At 56.0% G+C, this 17,169-nt stretch carries 16 protein-coding genes; 9 read left to right on the top strand and 7 right to left on the bottom strand.

Going from position 1 to position 17,169, the window contains the following annotated elements:
* Positions 1–8 precede the first annotated feature (8 nt).
* Entirely contained in the window at positions 9–1,520 is a 1,512-nt protein-coding gene (locus ACF8AM_RS08605; protein ID WP_392555238.1) for a C1 family peptidase, read from the bottom strand.
* A 160-nt stretch (positions 1,521–1,680) separates the two neighbouring features.
* On the opposite strand from ACF8AM_RS08605, the gene ACF8AM_RS08600 reads away from it, so the two are divergent.
* The 5 genes from ACF8AM_RS08600 (at position 1,681) to rimI (ending at position 4,404) form a co-directional block, all read left to right on the top strand.
* A complete protein-coding gene (locus ACF8AM_RS08600) occupies positions 1,681–2,148 on the top strand; it encodes a hypothetical protein (protein ID WP_392555237.1) in 468 nt (155 codons plus the stop codon).
* A 9-nt stretch (positions 2,149–2,157) separates the two neighbouring features.
* Positions 2,158–3,114, top strand: a complete 957-nt coding sequence (locus tag ACF8AM_RS08595) for a glycosyltransferase (RefSeq protein WP_392555236.1) — start codon at positions 2,158–2,160, stop codon at positions 3,112–3,114.
* Positions 3,115–3,255: 141 nt separating this feature from the next.
* Positions 3,256–3,531, top strand: a complete 276-nt coding sequence (locus ACF8AM_RS08590) for a hypothetical protein (RefSeq protein ID WP_392555235.1) — start codon at positions 3,256–3,258, stop codon at positions 3,529–3,531.
* A gap of 7 nt (positions 3,532–3,538) precedes the next feature.
* The gene (locus tag ACF8AM_RS08585) at positions 3,539–3,664 is read left to right on the top strand and encodes a hypothetical protein (protein ID WP_392555234.1); all 126 of its coding nucleotides are present in this window, start codon (positions 3,539–3,541) and stop codon (positions 3,662–3,664) included.
* 263 nt (positions 3,665–3,927) lie between these two features.
* Complete coding sequence (gene rimI / locus ACF8AM_RS08580) at positions 3,928–4,404, top strand: ribosomal protein S18-alanine N-acetyltransferase (RefSeq protein ID WP_392555255.1); 477 nt, start codon at positions 3,928–3,930, stop codon at positions 4,402–4,404.
* Between the two features lie 137 nt (positions 4,405–4,541).
* Here the strand turns inward: rimI and ACF8AM_RS08575 are convergent, their stop codons facing one another.
* The 6 genes from ACF8AM_RS08575 to ACF8AM_RS08550 all read right to left on the bottom strand — a co-directional run bounded on the left by ACF8AM_RS08575 (position 4,542) and on the right by ACF8AM_RS08550 (position 11,082).
* A complete protein-coding gene (locus ACF8AM_RS08575; protein ID WP_392555233.1) occupies positions 4,542–5,750 on the bottom strand; it encodes a lichenase in 1,209 nt (402 codons plus the stop codon).
* Between the two features lie 15 nt (positions 5,751–5,765).
* Complete coding sequence (locus ACF8AM_RS08570; protein ID WP_392555232.1) at positions 5,766–5,972, bottom strand: hypothetical protein; 207 nt, start codon at positions 5,970–5,972, stop codon at positions 5,766–5,768.
* Positions 5,973–6,213: 241 nt separating this feature from the next.
* Positions 6,214–7,410 carry a DUF1559 domain-containing protein gene (locus ACF8AM_RS08565; protein ID WP_392555231.1) on the bottom strand — a complete coding sequence of 399 codons (1,197 nt, stop codon included), beginning with the start codon at positions 7,408–7,410 and terminating at the stop codon, positions 6,214–6,216.
* A gap of 227 nt (positions 7,411–7,637) precedes the next feature.
* Entirely contained in the window at positions 7,638–8,774 is a 1,137-nt protein-coding gene (locus ACF8AM_RS08560; protein ID WP_392555230.1) for a cellulase family glycosylhydrolase, read from the bottom strand.
* 116 nt (positions 8,775–8,890) lie between these two features.
* Entirely contained in the window at positions 8,891–9,238 is a 348-nt protein-coding gene (locus ACF8AM_RS08555; protein ID WP_392555229.1) for a P-II family nitrogen regulator, read from the bottom strand.
* 443 nt (positions 9,239–9,681) lie between these two features.
* Positions 9,682–11,082, bottom strand: coding sequence for an ammonium transporter (locus ACF8AM_RS08550; RefSeq protein WP_392555254.1), 1,401 nt, complete (start codon positions 11,080–11,082; stop codon positions 9,682–9,684).
* A gap of 1,466 nt (positions 11,083–12,548) precedes the next feature.
* Here ACF8AM_RS08550 and rho point away from each other — a divergent pair.
* The 4 genes from rho to ACF8AM_RS08530 all read left to right on the top strand — a co-directional run bounded on the left by rho (position 12,549) and on the right by ACF8AM_RS08530 (position 16,962).
* On the top strand, positions 12,549–13,814 hold the full coding sequence (gene rho, locus ACF8AM_RS08545) for a transcription termination factor Rho (RefSeq protein WP_392555253.1): 1,266 nt from the start codon (positions 12,549–12,551) through the stop codon (positions 13,812–13,814).
* 68 nt (positions 13,815–13,882) lie between these two features.
* Positions 13,883–14,350 carry a 6,7-dimethyl-8-ribityllumazine synthase gene (gene ribH, locus ACF8AM_RS08540; protein ID WP_392555228.1) on the top strand — a complete coding sequence of 156 codons (468 nt, stop codon included), beginning with the start codon at positions 13,883–13,885 and terminating at the stop codon, positions 14,348–14,350.
* 91 nt (positions 14,351–14,441) lie between these two features.
* Complete coding sequence (locus ACF8AM_RS08535) at positions 14,442–15,761, top strand: ATP-binding protein (protein WP_392555227.1); 1,320 nt, start codon at positions 14,442–14,444, stop codon at positions 15,759–15,761.
* A gap of 199 nt (positions 15,762–15,960) precedes the next feature.
* Complete coding sequence (locus tag ACF8AM_RS08530) at positions 15,961–16,962, top strand: SGNH/GDSL hydrolase family protein (protein WP_392555226.1); 1,002 nt, start codon at positions 15,961–15,963, stop codon at positions 16,960–16,962.
* Positions 16,963–17,169: the final 207 nt, after the last annotated feature.

The following is a 17,169-nucleotide window of genomic DNA, read 5'->3' as shown; positions in this document are numbered from 1 at the left end:
TCCAATGGTCAAGGATTGGGCTGAGTCAACGTGCTCCATTGGCCGTCGGCCGTCCGTTGGTACACGGTTCCTTCGTTGGTAATCACTCGGAGTTTCTGGTGGACGGTTCGCAGATCTGTCGGCTTGCTGCCGCTGTGCGGCAATCCAACGACGGACCAATTCGCGGAGTTGGGGTCATACTGGTAGAGCTGTTGGTCCTCGGTCAAAGCATGAAGCGGATGCGAGTCGGCGGCGGCCAGCATGCAGACCTTCTTTCCCGTCAAAGGGGCGTGGCTGAGGTGCAACCAACTGACGCCTGAGAGGTCATCTTTCATTTGGTAAACGGTTTGGTCGCGAGCTAGCAGAAACAGGTGCTTGCGATTGCAAACCAAATCGTCCACTTGCCATGACGAGGGCGAGATGGGCTGCCCATTCTCGTAGACTTTCCGGTCGTTCTTCAGCAAGAAACGTCGGCGGACAACGGGCGGTGGTGGAGCGAACGGGTTCACGGGACCATCCGCATCGGTTCTGACCATCCAAGCTTCGTAGGGTGCGTGATCCTTGATTCGCAACACGTGAGCTTCCGCGCACCAGCGGCTGACATCGATCGAATCAAAGTTGTTATAGGATGCCCAACAGAACCCCTGGTCTTTCCACTGTGTGCCCCAGGAATTCATCAATCGAAGTGCTCTCTTTTGGTCGTCGTAACCGACCGCGGTGACAGCGTGGTAGTTCGCATCCGCGGATGGATCTGTTGTCCACTGGTATGGGGAACCATCGCTCGCATCATCTCGGAAGTCCGTTTCCATTCGCACAATTAGGATGACTGGAAAACCTTCGTGTAAATACAGTTTGATCTCATCGAGATTGCGAGCACGAGTGTTTTCGAGCAGTTTGAACGTGCTCGCCTCCACCGCCGCGTTTGGCAAAGCATCTCCATTTGCGTGATCCACGTTTGCGCGGGAGGCACAGCCGTTGAGTTTCAAAAACTCAATCGCTCGCAGAACGGTCACCCCTTCTCCATTGCTGGAGATCTGATCGTAGACGTACTCGGGGCTGAAGTGATCACTCGCGAAAGTTGGTTTTCGCCGGCGTTCTTGGCTGATTTGGCAAGTGTAGGTCGAGTACGCGACCGCCCATGCGACGCAATCGTTTTGAGATTGTTTCCCGGGGATGGGCAAGTATCCCTGCAGATCGACTCGGTCTGGCAACTCCATTGAGTCATCTGAGCCCCAGCGCTGGTCAATCCCGGGGGCCATGCTGTAGGCGGCGTTCATTTGTGGGATGTCAGAAGGCAAAGCACTTCCTGAGGGGAGGCTCGGCGGAACCGATCTCTCGGGCAGTGCGATTGTGCCGGGATTCTCGGAGTGCGGGATGGCCGCATCGTTTGACGGCCAATCATCTCGCGTTGGAATCTGTTCGTAGACTGGTTGCGGCAGCAAGATGACGCCCGGATTGTCGGCTGACTGAGCGGCCAAGTTGCTTGGGATGGTCGCCGAGAGGATCGTGCCGGCGAGAACGGACAATAGATACAAACGCATGCTGTCTGGCCAAAGTGAAAATCAGGAGAAGAAGTTCGAAAGATGTTCTTTCTGCGACGCTCGCCCAACTGGCAAACTTGCGTGCGGGGTGAAAAAGGAATAGCTTCTTTTTCGTGGGGTGAACGAACCGTCCGTTAGCAATGTATCCGAGGCAAGCATCGTGAGTAAAAGTCCAGAGCAAGTTCGTGCCATCGCGTTGTCTGGAACCGTGTGCATCCCGCCTCGATTCCCTGAGCTGGCAACCATCTCATTCGAGAAAGGCGACGCCGTTGCGGATCCCGCGTTTGTGGTGGCAAGCCAGCAGTTGTCGCCCAAACTGACGATCAAACGAAGTTTCTACGCAATGGACGTGAAGTGTTTGTTCGTGCCCAAATCAACCACGCATGTGGACCTGGAAGACGGTGAGTGGTTTGAGGGCGAAAAGCTGGCTCAGAAAGCCTACTCGTTGATGAATCAAGGCAAGGTGAAGGGGATTCTCTACGTTCGAGAGCAAGCTCAATCGTTACTGGAAATGGAAGTCGGCATGACGGCCGCAGAGAGCGCTGAGTTCTATCCACCGTTGCCAGAGGATCGATCGGTCAACCATTACAACATGGAACCGTCTGGGGTTACCGCCGGTTGTCACTGAGATCAATTGATGAATTTCATTCCAACAATTGATCTTGCGCTGCTGACACGAGATGACCAGCCTTTGCAGGATTCCGTTCGCAATGCGGTTGAGTCGCAAGTGGGCGTTCGATTGAATGTTCACCGAATCATCGGTCAGCCCAGCGGAACGGACGCGAGTCGGATCGCAACCATCGTTCGTGCCCGGAACGAGGCGGTTCGTCGTGCACGTTCCGAGCACATGATGTTCCTGGACGATGACGTGGTGCTTGCAAAAGACTGCATCGCTCGGCTGCATCATGGTTTGATCGCGAGATCCAACTACGGCGCGATCGCCGCCGACTACTTGGGGGAATCATCCCCTCATCGCGATTCGCGTCACGTCTCGATGGGAGCAACCTTGTTCCGTCGTTCCGTGCTACGCCGAAACGCGTTTCGATGGGAGCCGTCCAAGTGCGAATGCCTCTGCCAATGTGAAGACATCCGACGAAGCGGAGCACGCATTGGTTATCTAAGCGGCGCCAAAGCTTGGCACCTGACTCGCCGTCAATCCGCTCGGCGTTGTGCGAATTCCAGCACTGTGACCGCCAATCCTCCACCGACCTACGTGGATCCGGAGGTGGTCCAAACGGCAAAGATTCTGGTGGCGTTCAATCGTCGTGATGTGCGCCGTTTTCAAGATGTCTTTCTGAGAACGCTGCGGGCTTCGGGAAATACACAGGAAGTGATCGTGGTGGGATATGGTTTGTATCCCAGTGAGATTCAAAGTCTGCAGCGGTTGGCAAACGTGCGTTTCATTCGCCAACCGTACAACGGTCAACTTCCGCCCGTGCGGCGATTGAGTGATTTTCGCGACATCGTCTCTCTGTTGGCCCCCAGGACCCCGGTGGCTTACTGGGATGCGGGCGATGTGTTGTTCCAAGGCCGACTGGATTCGCTGTGGCAGCAAACGCAGCAGCACCCCGATCAAATTCTGTCCGTGAGCTAACCACAGGGCTTTCCTCATAACAATGCGATTCGAGGGTGGACGCGAACGATCCAGAATCCATCTGAGCGTCGGCGCGCATTCGAACTTTTCGCGTCCAATCCGTTTCTGAACAGCGGCTTCGGTGCGGGCACGGCTGAGTCCATGCGCCGATACTTTGCCGAGGCGGTCCGTTTGCGTCAGACGTCGCTGGCTGGAACAACAGATTGGGGCGACCAAACGGCAATGAACCTTTATTGCCACAGCGATCCCAGTCGCTGGGTGGAAGTCTCGGAAAGTTGGAATTTTTGTGTTCATGACCGCCGGCGCGGTGACGTACGTGTGACGCCCGACGGACAAGTCTTGAACCGCCAAGGGAACGCCATGCCTGTTGTGCATGGAAACGCCCGCTCGTTGACACAACTCGCGATCATCCGATGAACCATCTATGAAACACATCGATGAAGACACGCCGACCTTCGTGATCAGCACACTCGACGAGCAATCACAAGATCGGGTGCGTCAGATCGAGTGGCACCTGAATAACCCGGAATCCGATGGCTTGGGTGAGTGATATCGTAGGTAGGACAGAGGTTGCCTAAATTGCCACGGGGCCTTCGCAAAGCCCCTGGTTTTCCATTTCAGCCGGGGAATTCGGTTCGGAATTTCATCTTGGTGCGGTCAAAGGGTTCTGCTAATTTCCCTCCATCGCCGGAGAGCCAGGAAGGCCCCCGCAGACGGCGATGCGATCTTCACAGAACCGGAAGGGAGTCCGACGTGGAAAACACGCACAAAATTGGCCCAAGTTTGACCGGACAAGCCGCTCATATTCGTTGGATGATTCGACGGGATATGCCGGATGTCTTGGGAATCGAATCCAACTGCTTTGAGTTCGCTTGGTCAGAGGATGATTTCATCCGCTGCCTCCGCCAACGCAACTGCATTGGCATGGTGGCAGAATGTGATGAGCGTGTGGCGGGTTTCATGATTTATGAACTGCACAAAAACCGATTGCACATCCTGAACTTTGCCGTTCACAGCGACTACCGCCGTCGCGGCATCGGCAACACGATGATGCGAAAGTTGTTGGGCAAGTTGTCTCAAGAGCGTCGCAATCGAATCATGTTGGAAGTTCGCGAAACGAACCTGGAAGCCCAGTTGTTCTTCAAGTCGTTGGGCTTCAAGGCGATCTCAGTCTTGCGTGATTTCTATGATGACGCGACAGAAGACGCTTACCTAATGCAGTTTCGCTATCAGCCCACCGCGGAAGAATTGGCTGCACCGCACAACCGCATCACACGGATGGCGGGCTGAGTCAAAGGCGGGCCGTCTGAGTGGCTTGCCATGCAGGGCGTTGAGTGTCAACGCCGTTTATGCTTCTGAAATTTCGCTGGGTGAATTCCGGCGACAAATGTGTTGGCCGTCTGAGGCGTCGAGTTGCAGCAAACGCATCACTGACGCGGTTGGATGGTCCACGCTCGAATGCTTCTCACGCGGACCTCATCACGGCCTTGTTTGATGAGGTCTCGGTTGGTGGGTGTGGCAACGTTTCGGCCATACAGTCCCGCATCAACTGGAATTCGTTCACCATCGGCGCGAAGGTTTTGGTGATCGCTGGACAGGCCCGCTCCGGTGTTCGCTTCTCGCGAAACGATCAGGTACATCGGAACCGTGGGAACGAGTTTTGAGTCGCGGACAACGGCTTTGCCGTCGACAAACCAAATCAGAGCTTGTTCGGTCCAGAACAACCCAATTTTGTGCCAGCCTTGGTTGATCCCTGGAACTTGGATGGACGTTTTGCCGTCATCGCGAAGTTCGTTGAACGTTGTTGGTGGATTGGTTTTTCCGCCGATGCACTTCATCAGCAAGATGTTGTTGCGAGATTCTGCTTCGGGAGCATCCTTTTCGACGACCATTTCGTGTTCGTAGATGTCGATCTCAAGTCCATTGCTCGGGTCGTCGTCATACGCTCCGCTTTGTTCAGCGGCTGGCATCAACCAAAATGAGTGCCGGTGAGCGAGTGCTTCCATGCCCTCAAAGTTTACCTCGATTTCGAAGAACGTGCCGGGGGCAAAGGTGATGTTGGGGGAAGCCGTATCGGTCTTGCCCGGTTGTCCCCAGAATTGATCCTTCGGGACTTGTTCGTCGGTGCGATCGACCGGGACTTGTTCGCCTTCCACGTTTTTGAGCGCGAAGGTGTCAAACCAGGACGTGTGGATTTCGAAGTCGGCAAAGTTGACTTCGCCACGCGCTGCATCTTTGGGATCCGGATCGACGTAAGAGAAATTGCGAGGCGAATCGCCGGCGTCACGGCTGACGAATCCGGGCAAGTCCGAATCGGCAACGAAGCCACGTTGGATCAAGACACCGTTTTCAACGGATGCGGTTTGGTCGTGATATTTGTCGTACCAAGCGGCGTGTCGCCGTCCAGGCCCTTGGCGGTGTTGACCGGCGTTGTTGCTGACGCCCATGTCTTCTCGGCGGAGGAAGCCGGCCTTCGGATCGAGCGAGTTGGGGGCCGAGAAGTCGACATCGTAGGTGAGTTGAAACTCAAAGCGTTGGTGAGCGCGTTCATCATTGATTTGCGGGAGTTCTTCCGCGATCGCAGGTTTCAGCAGGAGGGAGGCGATGGCGATCGCGGTAAGAGTTTGGTTGCGCATCGGGATGGATCGTTCTCAGTTCGAGGGTTGTTTGGCAGCGTCGGTCGACGACTGTTGAGTTGCCTGCTCGCTTTGGTTGATCAAAGCTTGGATCTCAGCGAGCTCTGCTTCGCTGGCGTCTTCCACCACGCTGTGGGCTTCGTTCGAGCTGCAGCCGGCGAGGCACAGCGTGCACGCCCACAGGAGAAAACTCGAAAACGCGACGAGGAGGTTCTTGTGCATTGTAGTGTTGGGTTGAAGGAAACGACGAATCGTCTTTGTTGGGGCGTTTGGAGTTGAAGATCAGAGAGCTGAATGGCAAAAGGCTGATTCGTCTGCGGTGCCTGAGTAGGAATGCAGGCGTCTTCAGCGGTGTGAGTGTTTTGGGGTGTGAGTGTTTTGCGGTGGCGCGGTTCCGGCGCGAGACACGAGCGAATGCGCGGGCAGTTCGCCTCGTTGTGCCGGATCATTCCAGGCGATCAACCTAGAATTCGCCGTTGATCACTTCTCGGGACGCTCGCGTGCCCAGTGCGCCCCACAGCCCGTAAGGGCTCTCGGCGCCCGGGGAGTTCCATCGCCAGATCGGTTCCGCACCAGAGTTTCCGGCTTCAATGGAATCGGTGATGAACTTCACTGCTCCGTCGCCCATCAGTGCGTGCACGCCGCCTTGGTGGCGACTGGACATTGGGAACGATGTCAGCAGCGACGCTGTATCCGTCGTGCAGAGTTCTCGATTGGGCGCGAGTGCTGTGTTGCAGGCACTGAAGTTTTGATACGCGTCGGCCCAGCGGAAGCCGCGGCCGTCTGTGGCTGGCACGCGCGGATCGGCTGAAGGGCCCCAGAACTGAGGCCGTTCCGGATCGATCCAGTCGGGCGATTGGACCGAGCACCATTCAGGGTTCTTGGACGGACCGGCGATCCAGGAAGCTTGATCGACCGCGATCGTTCGTTTGTCGTCGTCACCCAAGTCCGTCGCGATTTCTCCGGCGGCGATCGTGTTGGAGAGGCCATCCAGTATGTCGCGGAAGGCTTTGCTTTGATGCATCACAAAGAAGCCACGCGCCGACGCTCGGGTCTCCTCCGCGCGAACGGAGGTGGGTTGCAGGTAGTCGTCAAGGCCGCCTTCGTGGACGTTGTAAACGCTGTCGCCAAAGCAGGCTGCATAGTTCGTGCGTCCGAAAGCTGGCAGTCCTGAGCCAGGATCACTTGGGCAGCGAAACGTTGGTAACTCCGTGACCCATGGTCCATAAGAAAGCTGTGTTGGTGAAGGTCCCATCGCGGGCCAAGGCGGCGTTCGCGTGGACTTGTCTGCGTTGAGGCCGTTGGGTTGACTGATCGAATCCCACAAGGCTTGCTGTTCCATGAAGGGAAGCAGTCCCACGAGCATGCTCAGGCGAAGGTTGTTGGCGACCTCGCTGCTGGACCACCATGCGGCAGGTCCGGAATTGATTGAGTCGTAAGTGCCCGTGCCTTGAGCCGGCAGGCGATTGTAGGCCGAGTGGTAGTTGTGCATCGCCAACCCAATCTGCTTGAAGTTGTTGCTGCAACTCATTCGCCGCGCGGCTTCTCGGGCGGCTTGCACCGCGGGCAATAGCAGTCCCACGAGTACGCCGATGATTGCAATCACCACCAGGAGTTCAACGAGAGTGAAACCTGGACTGGAAGTCTTCTTGGAATGCATGGTCAATGGCCCGATGACGCTGGAGACGATGGGTGACGATCAAATGCTGGAATGGCATGGAATCCAAGCGATCGTAGTTTGCCTCGGACGACTGAAAACCCCTCTCGTAGCTGAACGTTTGTGAAGCGGTGGAGGGCAGTCGGTCAGCGGGTTGGAGTACGCCTTTAAGTTGCCATTCAGGTGAGGAATCACACAAGAAAACAGGGGCGAAAAAGGTCGGCGACACTTCAATTTGTGACCGGGGAGCGGACTTTGGGTGCGAGTTTTTGGAATGCCTCCAGCCAATTGGCGGTGATGGCTTCGGCGATGCCCGCGTCGTCTTTTTCGCGAAGTTGCTTCGCGGTGGTTCCCCAGTAGAAACTGATCCACCCGTCGACATCAGGTTGAGATTGAAGAACGAAGTCGGTCAGCTCTTCGGTACCGCACTTCAGTGGGAACATCTCTTCGACCACCAATGGTTTTCCAACTTGGTAGATCTGTAGTGAACGGAGGGCGTGTTCCAGTTTCCCTTTTTCCGGGTAGAAGTGGACTGACGCGAAATCCAAGTGTTGGCCAACGGTGGGTGAGTAGAAGAGTGGTTTTCCGCCTCCGAAAACAAATGCCCAGGGAATCACGCCGACGGTGATCATCGTCTCGGCGTCGTTTTTGCGAATTGCGTTGACCATCCGTTTCACCCAGGCTTCGGCGATCTCTTCACGGCTTCGTCCGTTGCGGTCCAGGGCCAAACGCTGGACAAAGAACTTGCCGTCCAGTTCGCCGGCCAACCACTCCGACTCGGGGGACTCGCCAGGCAAGATGGGTTCGTTGATCAAGTCGTAGCAAAAGATCGCGGGACTGCCCGCGCACGTGTTCGCTACCGATGACCAGAATTTGGCTTGGACGTTCCATCGCTGGGGTTCATCGAGTTCGTTGAGCCAATTGGGAAGGTTGGCTTTGTGGTAGCAAGCCAGTCCAGTGATATCCAGATACAGACGTTTGGACTCGGCAAGTTGGATCAACCGTTTGAGTTGAGTCACCTGAGCCTGGGAGACTTGCTCGGCGGATTCCATCCACAACCCAATCTGCAGGTGGATGCGAACGCAGTTCGCGCCGAGTTGTTGGATTTCGGCAAAGTCCTCGGTGACTTTGTCCCATTCCTTGATCCAGTACTCGTCGAGCAGGCGTCCTGATTCGTCGTGATCGTAGTTCACTCCCCAGACCACGAATGGCTGTTGGGAGTCGGTTTCTACGAACGACCGCCCGTCTGGGCTGACTCGGATTGCGGTCAGAGGTTCCGCGGAGTTGCCGACGCGACGGTCGATTGATCCAAGGGTCCAAAGCAGGCAGAGTGCTGCCGTAGCGGAGTGCCGCCAAATGGGATGCATGTCAGTTCCTTTAATTTGGAACATCCATGATAGCAGTGTTGGCCGAAGGACTTGTGCTTTCCGCCGCGGCAACCGAATTGACTGAGACGCTTATTTCCAGTCGTCTCGCGACCTGTTTAGATGGCTTCTCCGCCGCGTTCTCCCGTGCGAATGCGGACGCAATCGTCCATAGGAAGAACGAAGATTTTGCCATCGCCAATTTCGCCGTTTTCACCGCTGCGGCCGCCTTCCAAAATGGCATCGATGGTGGGCTGCACGAATTCTTCGTTCACGCCGATTTGCAGTTGCACTTTGCGAAGCAAGCTGACGCCGTAGTCGCGGCCTCGCATGGATCCGGTTTGGCCTCGTTGTCTGCCAAACCCCTGGCAATCCACGACCGTCAAGCGGTGCACCTCCACGCGGGTCAATGCCTCTTTGATGGCATCCAGTTTGGAAGGTTGGACGATTGCGATGATCAATTTCATGGACGGTGCAAATCTGAAGTCGCGAGCCGGCAAATCGAGCGAGCCATTCGAGCGGGCAAGGTGGGGGCCCTTTCGGCGTTCAGGTCCGCTCCTGATCGCTGAGCGAAAGCTGGTGGCATCGATGGCCAGCTAGAAATTTAGTCGATTGCAAGTTCTTCGCGTAGCCCAGTGTTTTCACTTGGCTTCTGTGAGTTGAGGTGTGCGTCTGAGTGGGATCAGCGTTTCCGAGTTCGCCATGCTTTGAGAAAGCGACTGCGTGGGGGGAATCATCACCGACAGCGCAAAAAAAAGACCCCGATCCGCAACAGGTGAGGCGGACACCTGTCACGGATCATTGGGGCTTCTTCTGGCCCAGGCAAGAGCCGAGAAGTTCAAAAGCACCGCGCTGCGACGCCGCCGATGTGGTAACGGCACATTCGGCGACATCACTGCGGTGGGTAGAACTAGACCACCGAGCCGCCGGCGACGGCGTCCGATGGATAAGCGTGCATACCGTGTTCGCTGATATCCAAACCAGCTTGTTCTTCTTGAGGCGAAACTCGCAGCATGCCCACAGCTTTGAGAACACCGAAGACGACCGACATGGTGATGAAGGCCCAAGCACAGATCGAAGCGGTTCCGATCAACTGAATCATGAAGCTGGTTGAACCAGATTCGAGGTGAGCGTTTGGCAGGATGCCGAGAGCCATGCAGCCCCAAACACCGCAGACGCCGTGGACTGGGAAAGCACCGACGGGATCGTCGATTTTGGCTTTGTCGAGAACAACAATGCTGAGGACAACCAAGGCACCGGCGACGCCACCAACAACGATCGACATCGTGTTGCTCATCGCGTCGCAGCAGGCTGTGATGCCAACCAATCCGCCCAGAGCACCATTCAGGCCCATGGTCAAATCGGGTTTGCCGAACAAGCCCCAGGAAACAGCGGTTGCGACGATCACGCCAGCGGCTGCGGCGAGGGTTGTGTTCACAGCGATGAATACAGTTGCGTCAATGTCAGCCGACGATTGGAAAGCCAATTGGCTACCAGGGTTGAATCCGTACCACCCCACCCACAGGATGAACACACCCAGAGCAGCGAAAGCAACGTTGTGACCTGGCAATGGAACGCTCTTGCCTTCAGCGGTGTAGCGACCCAGGCGAGGGCCGAGGAAGATGGCACCAGCGAGGCCAGCGAAACCGCCGACTGCGTGAACCACTGCGGAGCCAGCGAAGTCTTGGAAGCCCATGGCGTACTCGCCGTCGACCAAGTCACCGAACTGCATCAACCATCCACCGCCCCACTTCCAGTAACCGCTGATCGGGTAGATCAATCCAGTCAGGATGGCGCTGTAAACCAAGTAAGCGTTGAATTTCATACGACCTGCAACTGCACCCGAGACGATGGTTGCGGCGGTTGCGGCGAAGACGGCTTGGAAGAACCAGTCGACTTGTGGTGAGAATGTTTGATCAGGACTGGATTCGTAGATTCCGGTGCCACCGAAGGCGAAATAGCCGTTCGTGACGTCCCCGTAGCTACCGGGATACATCAAGCCGAAGCCGATGAAGAAGAACAACAACGCTCCGACGGACAAGTCCATCAAGTTCTTGGAGAGAATGTTGATCGTATTCTTGGAGGAGTTCAGCCCGACTTCGACCATTGCGAAGCCAGCCTGCATGAAGAGAACCAAGACGGCACAGAGAAACAGGAAGCCATTGTCGAAGGCGTACCCTACTCCCGCATCCGCAGCGGGTTCCTCTGGATCAGCGTCACCCGCGTCGGCGACCTCTGCAGTTTCCATTGCAGCCGAGGGCTCATCCTGAGCCGAAGCTACCGACGCGAGTGAACCGCCGATCCCCATCATCCCCACAAGGAGAACCATAGTGAGCCAGGCAAAACGGAACCCTGTCCGTCCGCCGCCAAGCTCGTGTGTTGTAAATGCTGAGATCGAACTCATGTGGTCTTCCTTCTCGTAAGACAGTTGGTGTGACGCGACACGTTGCCTTCGGCACCCATTGCCAAAGTGAATCATTCACCATGCCGAATCGTTTCGAACCAAGTGCTACTCCGCCGTCCACCGTCCAACTCCTGCCCGGGCCATCCTGAATCGCTCGTGAGTCGTGCGTTGTCCTTTTGGGAAGCACTTCTTTTCGGAGGAGGGCTATTGGCACACTTTGGGCCAAACGCAACGGAGTTGTTTCGGAAAGAGTTGTAAGTTGCTTGCTGGGAAGGACTTAAAAATTTCGATGTGGATGGCGTCTTTGATTGAGGCCACCTCGGAAATTTTGTTGTGCCTAAAACTTAGGCGAGTCGGCCCGGAGGTCGCTTAAAAGCGAGGCATCATGTTTCGCCGCTGGAGGGAGATCAAAATTCGGGTCTCTGGCTTTCGGATTTTGGTCGGTTTCCAACGCCATCAGAGGAGGAGTCTGGCTGCACACCATCCTGTCCATGTCGTGGGTGCATGTCGTCGTGCGGCTCGGTGCACTCGTGCGCGTGGGAGGTTGGCGGGTCATGGATGCGGAGCGGGATGTTCGTCCCGTTCATCTCTCATCCGGGCCGGTCTTCTCACTTCCGAGAAAGTTCTCTGCACGCTTTCATTTCGGCCCTCGTCATGCCAGTCGCTTGGATGTGAGCCTAATGGCCTGTCGCGACTTGTTATTAGCGTCGTGGACGAGGCGAGCAGTCTTGGATTTGACACCAGTTCAGGACTCGCCGCCTCGTCCACGTCGGCCAACCCTCACATTCAGCTTTGACAAACCACTCGGATCTGTGATGGTGACGCCGTTCGGGAAACCGAAGTTTCAGGAGCAATCGCGCGGAGAATGGTACCGCTGGATGAACTCGATCGGCGGTTGATGCGTCTAGAACCAAGAGATAAACAGCGAACTGTGCTGGGCCGGGGGCGTACCAAACCGCCTAAGGTGTAGAAGCAACCGAAACCCGTTTCTTGTGGAGTTTGTGACGCCGTCTTCACATCCCCCTCATAATTACGCCTGACAGGGGGCATGCGTTCGTTTAAACTCGTGTGCGGATGTTGGCTATCCAGCATCACACCCACCCACCCGGGCGAATCTCGTCCGTGCTCCTCTCTTTTCATCCCACCGATTTGGTTCTTTCCTCATGGAACCTTCCTCCACGCCGGGTCCGGCGCGCAATGGTCGTCGCAGCAACCGACGCATGCGCCATCCAGACAAAGAAGTTGACAAACGTGTTCGTGAGCTTGATGCCGAGCGCGATCCGCTTTCGTTGCCCGAAGAGATCGTTAGTGAAGTGACACGCGCGGGCGGCCGAGTTGGCATTCCTCCCAAGGACCAACCGCCCAAGCAAGCCTTGAACATCAACGACCTGCAGAAGCTCAATCATGACGAGCTGCTGGCGCTTGCCGAACAGGAAGGGCTTCAAGAGATCGCAGCGATACCACGGCAGGATCTTGTTTTCCGTCTGTTGAAAGCGCGGATGAGCGCGAACGGATTGATGTACGGCGAAGGCACGCTGGAAATTCTGCCCGATGGGTTTGGGTTCCTGCGGAGCGCGCAGTACCACTACCTTTCGTGCCCCGATGACATTTATGTCTCGCCCAGTCAGATCCGACGGTTTGGTCTGCACACGGGATCGCATGTCGCCGGACAGATTCGTCCTCCCAAAGAAAACGAACGTTACTTCGCGCTCTTGCGGATCGAAGCGATCAATCACGCTGATCCAATGCAGCGACAGCGTCAGAAACCCTTTGACGACTTGACGCCGCTGCACCCACGAACGCGAATTGTGACGGAGTATGACGCTCAGGAGCTGAGCACGCGCGTTGTCGATCTGTTCACACCCATCGGATTTGGCCAACGTGGGTTGATCGTCAGTCCACCGCGAGCCGGCAAGACCATGTTGATGCAGAGCCTTGCCCGTGGTGTGCTCAACAATTATCCGGATGCTTACGTGGTGGTTCTGCTGATCGATGAACGGCCGGAAGAAGTCACGGACATGGAACGTGAAATTCAGTCGCCTCAATGTGAAGTGATCAGCAGCACGTTTGACGAACCACCGGCGCGGCACATCCAGGTCGCCCAGATGGTGGTCGAAAAAGCCAAGCGGATGGTTGAATCGGGAACCGATGTCGTCATCTTTCTCGATTCGATCACGCGACTGGCCCGAGCGTTCAATAGCGACACTGATTCGGCGACAGGCAAGCTTTTGACGGGCGGTCTGGACGCTGGCGCAATGCAAAAACCAAAGTCAATCTTTGGTTCTGCTCGAAAGGTCGAAGAGGGTGGTTCGCTCACGATTCTAGCGACCGCCTTGGTCGATACTGGCAGCCGCATGGATGATGTGATCTTTGAGGAATTCAAAGGCACCGGCAACTTGGAAATCGTTCTGGATCAAGATCTCGTGGCTCGTCGAGTTTGGCCCGCCATCGATCTGACACGCAGCGGAACACGTCGCGAAGAAATGCTGCTCGATCAGGAAGAGCATCGCCGAATCGAAAGTTTGCGGCGAGAGTTGGCCGATCATTCGCCCGTCGATTCCATGACGGAACTCACCAAACGCATGCGGAAGACGCAGAACAACGCGGAGTTCTTGATGAGCGTCCAGCCTCAGGATTGATGTTTCGACTGTCACCTTGATTCCTCACCCAACCACTCCTCCCTCCAATTCTTTCTTCGAGAATTCGAATGCCCTCCATTGATGGAACCACCGGAAACTTGCCCAGCGGTCGTGTTGCGATTATCGCCAGTCGCTACAACGCCAACATCTGCGATTCGATGGTGCAGGCAGCGTTGCAATCATTGAACGACGCCGGCATTGCCGAAGACAAGCGTTGGTTGATTCGTGTGCCTGGTGCCTGGGAATTGTGCTGGGCGGTGGAGCAAGCATTCCAGCACGCCGATGTGATTGGTGCGATCACGCTGGGGTGTGTCATCAAAGGTGAAACCACTCACGACGAACACATCAATCGCGCGGTCAGCGATATGTTGATGAAGCAATCCGTGCGAAGCGGTCGCCCAATTGGGTTTGGATTGTTGACGTGCAACACGGTGGAACAAGCCATCCAGCGCAGCGGAGGAACGGTTGGCAACAAGGGCCACGAAGCAGCCGATGCAATGTTGGAAATGCTGCGTCTGCAAACCAAACTGCGTTGAGCAGATAGGTTTGAAACGGAGTCAATGCTTTGCGAACGGAACCTGACCCCGTTTGCATGGAGGGATTCTTTCGCCGCAACCGGAGCCACGCATGACTCGATTGTTCATTCAGTTCTATTGCGGTGTGCTGCTGATCTTGTTCATCGCTTGGGTGATCCAGGCGTATGTTTTTCGCGGCACGACGGAGGCTCAGAATATCTCGGTCATTGAAACGGCGCTGAGTGGTGGTGCGCTGCTCGCTCGCGACGAGATCGCCGCCGGTGGGATCGAGAACTTCGACGAGACCCTTGCGGGGATCCAAGCCAGATTCGCTTATCCGGTCAGCGTCGTCGAACGTTCGGAAAGAAGTCTTTCGGAGACTTTGTTTCAACGTCTCGACGAAGGGGAAGCCGTGTTGGCTGGTGAGAGCATTTATGTGTCGCTCACGGGAACCTCGCGGTTGGTCGAACTCGGCCCGCTTCCGCGGTTTGTTGGGCCCCGACGCAGCGACATTCTGCTGGGTTTGACAAGCGTTTTTCTGTTGGTCGCGTTGGCGATCGCGATCTTATTGCGTCCCATTGCCCGGCAGTTCCGTAGCGTCGAGCGAACGGCCTTGGCCATCGCCGAAGGAGATTTCGCGGCGCGGATCGAAGGCACCGGTCGGCGACGCAGCCTTCCAATTGTGGGGGCATTCAACACGATGGCCGATCGTGTGGAGTCGCTGCTGCGATCACAGAAGGAATTGCTGCAAGCGGTCTCGCATGAGTTTCGAACACCGCTCGCTCGCATCAAGTTTGCAACCGAGTTGGTTCGCTCGGCCGATACTGATGAGAAGCGAAATCAACGAGTCGATTCGATTGACGATGCCACCGACAAGCTTGATGACTTGGTGGCGGAATTGCTCAACTACACTCGCACGGATGAGCAATCTCAAGTCGCGCCACGTGAGCGTGTTTCAGCGAAAGGGATTGCCATGGACGCCATCGGACAACACGCTCCACTGCATCCCGACATCGAATTTGAGCCACCGGCTGGGGCGGAAGAAATTGATTTGGTGACCTATGAAGCCGGCTTGGTGCGAGCACTTGGCAACCTTGTTGGCAACGCAGGCAAGTACGCTCAGTCCAAGGTTCGCGTGACGATCTCGAATGGTTCCAATCGCGTTCAATTTCTGGTGGAAGACGATGGGCCGGGGATCCCGCCTGCGGATCGGCGTTTCATCTTTGAACCTTTTCATCGGCTTTCAGGTGACTCGCAACCCGGCACCGGCTTGGGGCTGGCTCTCGTGAGACGCATCTGTCGTCGACTGGGAGGCTCTGTCACTGTGGACGACAGTCCTCTTGGTGGTGCGGCATTCAAGATTGATTTGCCGCAGAGTTTGCTGCCGATGCCGAGACATTCTATGGTGCCAGGTCGAGCCGCTGGGCGTTGATCGCGGTTGCAAAACTCGCGACAGATTTCTTGCCGTTTTGAAGTGAGTGATCAAGACACGGTGTCAACAAACGAGTGTGCCGACAAACGAAAGTGCACAGCGATCATGCTTGCGCTGTTAAAATGCACGTGGAACGAGTGAATCGCTGCGACGCTTCGCTTCCATTCAGCGATTCGGCCAGCTTTCAATGAGCAATCGCATGAAGACCAGGACTCCTCTGACAAAAACGGCGTCTGACATTCGACGAAGATTGTTGTTCATGGTTGGTGTCATCGTTATTCTCGGTGTCCCCGCCTACCTGGAGTTCAAACTTCGGCGTCCTGTCGGCGAGGGACCAGCAGGTCCGCAGATCGCAATGGAACCGTTCCAGAGCGTTTGGACGCAGCGACGTGTGCACTTGCTCGGGGTGGGCGACAGTGTCACGCGAGGTCTCGGTGCTAAGTCAAATTTGCATTCTTACTTTGAGCGATTGAAGCAAAACCCAAAGGATGAATGGCCGGACATGCAAGGCAAGCATTTGTCGGCGGTTCTGCCAAACCTCACCGCGACCAACGTTGCTGTTTCCGGTTCCACTTCAATCGATCACCAGCGCGTCATCGAAACCGAGATCGAGCCCTTCGAAGAGGACGTGTTCGGATTGGTCGTGATGACCACCGGCGGAAACGATCTGATCCACAGCTACGGTCGCCGCCCGCCCGAAGAAGGCGCCATGTACGGTGCGACTTTGGAAAAAGCTCAGCCCTGGATTGAATCGTTTGAACGAAGGTTAGGTGGAATGCTGCAATCGATCAGCGATCGTTTTTCAGCGGGCTGCGTCATCTTTCTCGGCGATATCTACGATCCGACCGATGGCGTCGGCGACGCACCGAGTATCTTTCTGCCTGATTGGCCGGATGGTTTGGCCATCCACGCGGAGTACAACCGCGTCATACGCCGGGTGGCAAATCAGTTCGGGCATGTCCATGTCGTGCCGCTTCATGAAACGTTTTTGGGGCACGGTTCGCACTGTCGCCAATTTTGGCGAAGCACCTATGACTGGGATGATCCCACGTACTGGTTTTACACCAACATCGAAGACCCCAACGATCGTGGCTATGACGCGATTCGTCGGGTCTTCTTGCAGGCCATCGTCGATCAACGCCAAGCGTTTGTGTCTCTGTCCGATCGCGAGCCGGACTTGAGCCTCGGAATTAACTTTTGAAGTTGCGCGTATCTCAAAACCCGAAGCGTCAGCGAGGAAAAAACGATGTTGACTTCGCCTCGCTGACGCGTCGGGTTATGAAAAAGCCAATGCCTCACGCAAAAGCGCAACTTCAATACGCGTCAGCGAGGGACCCACCGGCTCGTTGCGATGGCATGCGGTCCCTCGCTGACGCGCCGGGTTACGAAAAAACCAATGCCTCACGCA

Origin of the sequence: Rhodopirellula sp. JB055 (assembly GCF_043100905.1) — a bacterium.
Taxonomy (GTDB): Bacteria; Planctomycetota; Planctomycetia; order Pirellulales; family Pirellulaceae; genus Rhodopirellula.
The sequence above is the reverse complement of the archived record's forward strand: the minus strand, read 5'-3'. Positions and strand labels throughout refer to the sequence as shown.

Bases quoted from the DNA above. Each gene is read 5' to 3' on its own strand.
- ACF8AM_RS08605 (WP_392555238.1), bottom strand. From the start codon at position 1,520: ATGCGTTTGTATCTATTGTCCGTTCTCGCCGGCACGATCCTCTCGGCG.
- ACF8AM_RS08595 (WP_392555236.1), top strand. From the start codon at position 2,158: ATGAATTTCATTCCAACAATTGATCTTGCGCTGCTGACACGAGATGAC.
- ACF8AM_RS08590 (WP_392555235.1), top strand. From the start codon at position 3,256: ATGCGCCGATACTTTGCCGAGGCGGTCCGTTTGCGTCAGACGTCGCTG.
- ACF8AM_RS08585 (WP_392555234.1), top strand. From the start codon at position 3,539: ATGAAACACATCGATGAAGACACGCCGACCTTCGTGATCAGCACACTC.
- rimI (WP_392555255.1), top strand. From the start codon at position 3,928: ATGATTCGACGGGATATGCCGGATGTCTTGGGAATCGAATCCAACTGC.
- ACF8AM_RS08575 (WP_392555233.1), bottom strand. From the start codon at position 5,750: ATGCGCAACCAAACTCTTACCGCGATCGCCATCGCCTCCCTCCTGCTG.
- ACF8AM_RS08570 (WP_392555232.1), bottom strand. From the start codon at position 5,972: ATGCACAAGAACCTCCTCGTCGCGTTTTCGAGTTTTCTCCTGTGGGCG.
- ACF8AM_RS08565 (WP_392555231.1), bottom strand. From the start codon at position 7,410: ATGCATTCCAAGAAGACTTCCAGTCCAGGTTTCACTCTCGTTGAACTC.
- ACF8AM_RS08560 (WP_392555230.1), bottom strand. From the start codon at position 8,774: ATGCATCCCATTTGGCGGCACTCCGCTACGGCAGCACTCTGCCTGCTT.
- ACF8AM_RS08555 (WP_392555229.1), bottom strand. From the start codon at position 9,238: ATGAAATTGATCATCGCAATCGTCCAACCTTCCAAACTGGATGCCATC.
- ACF8AM_RS08550 (WP_392555254.1), bottom strand. From the start codon at position 11,082: ATGATGGGGATCGGCGGTTCACTCGCGTCGGTAGCTTCGGCTCAGGAT.
- ribH (WP_392555228.1), top strand. From the start codon at position 13,883: ATGCCCTCCATTGATGGAACCACCGGAAACTTGCCCAGCGGTCGTGTT.
- ACF8AM_RS08535 (WP_392555227.1), top strand. From the start codon at position 14,442: ATGACTCGATTGTTCATTCAGTTCTATTGCGGTGTGCTGCTGATCTTG.
- ACF8AM_RS08530 (WP_392555226.1), top strand. From the start codon at position 15,961: ATGAAGACCAGGACTCCTCTGACAAAAACGGCGTCTGACATTCGACGA.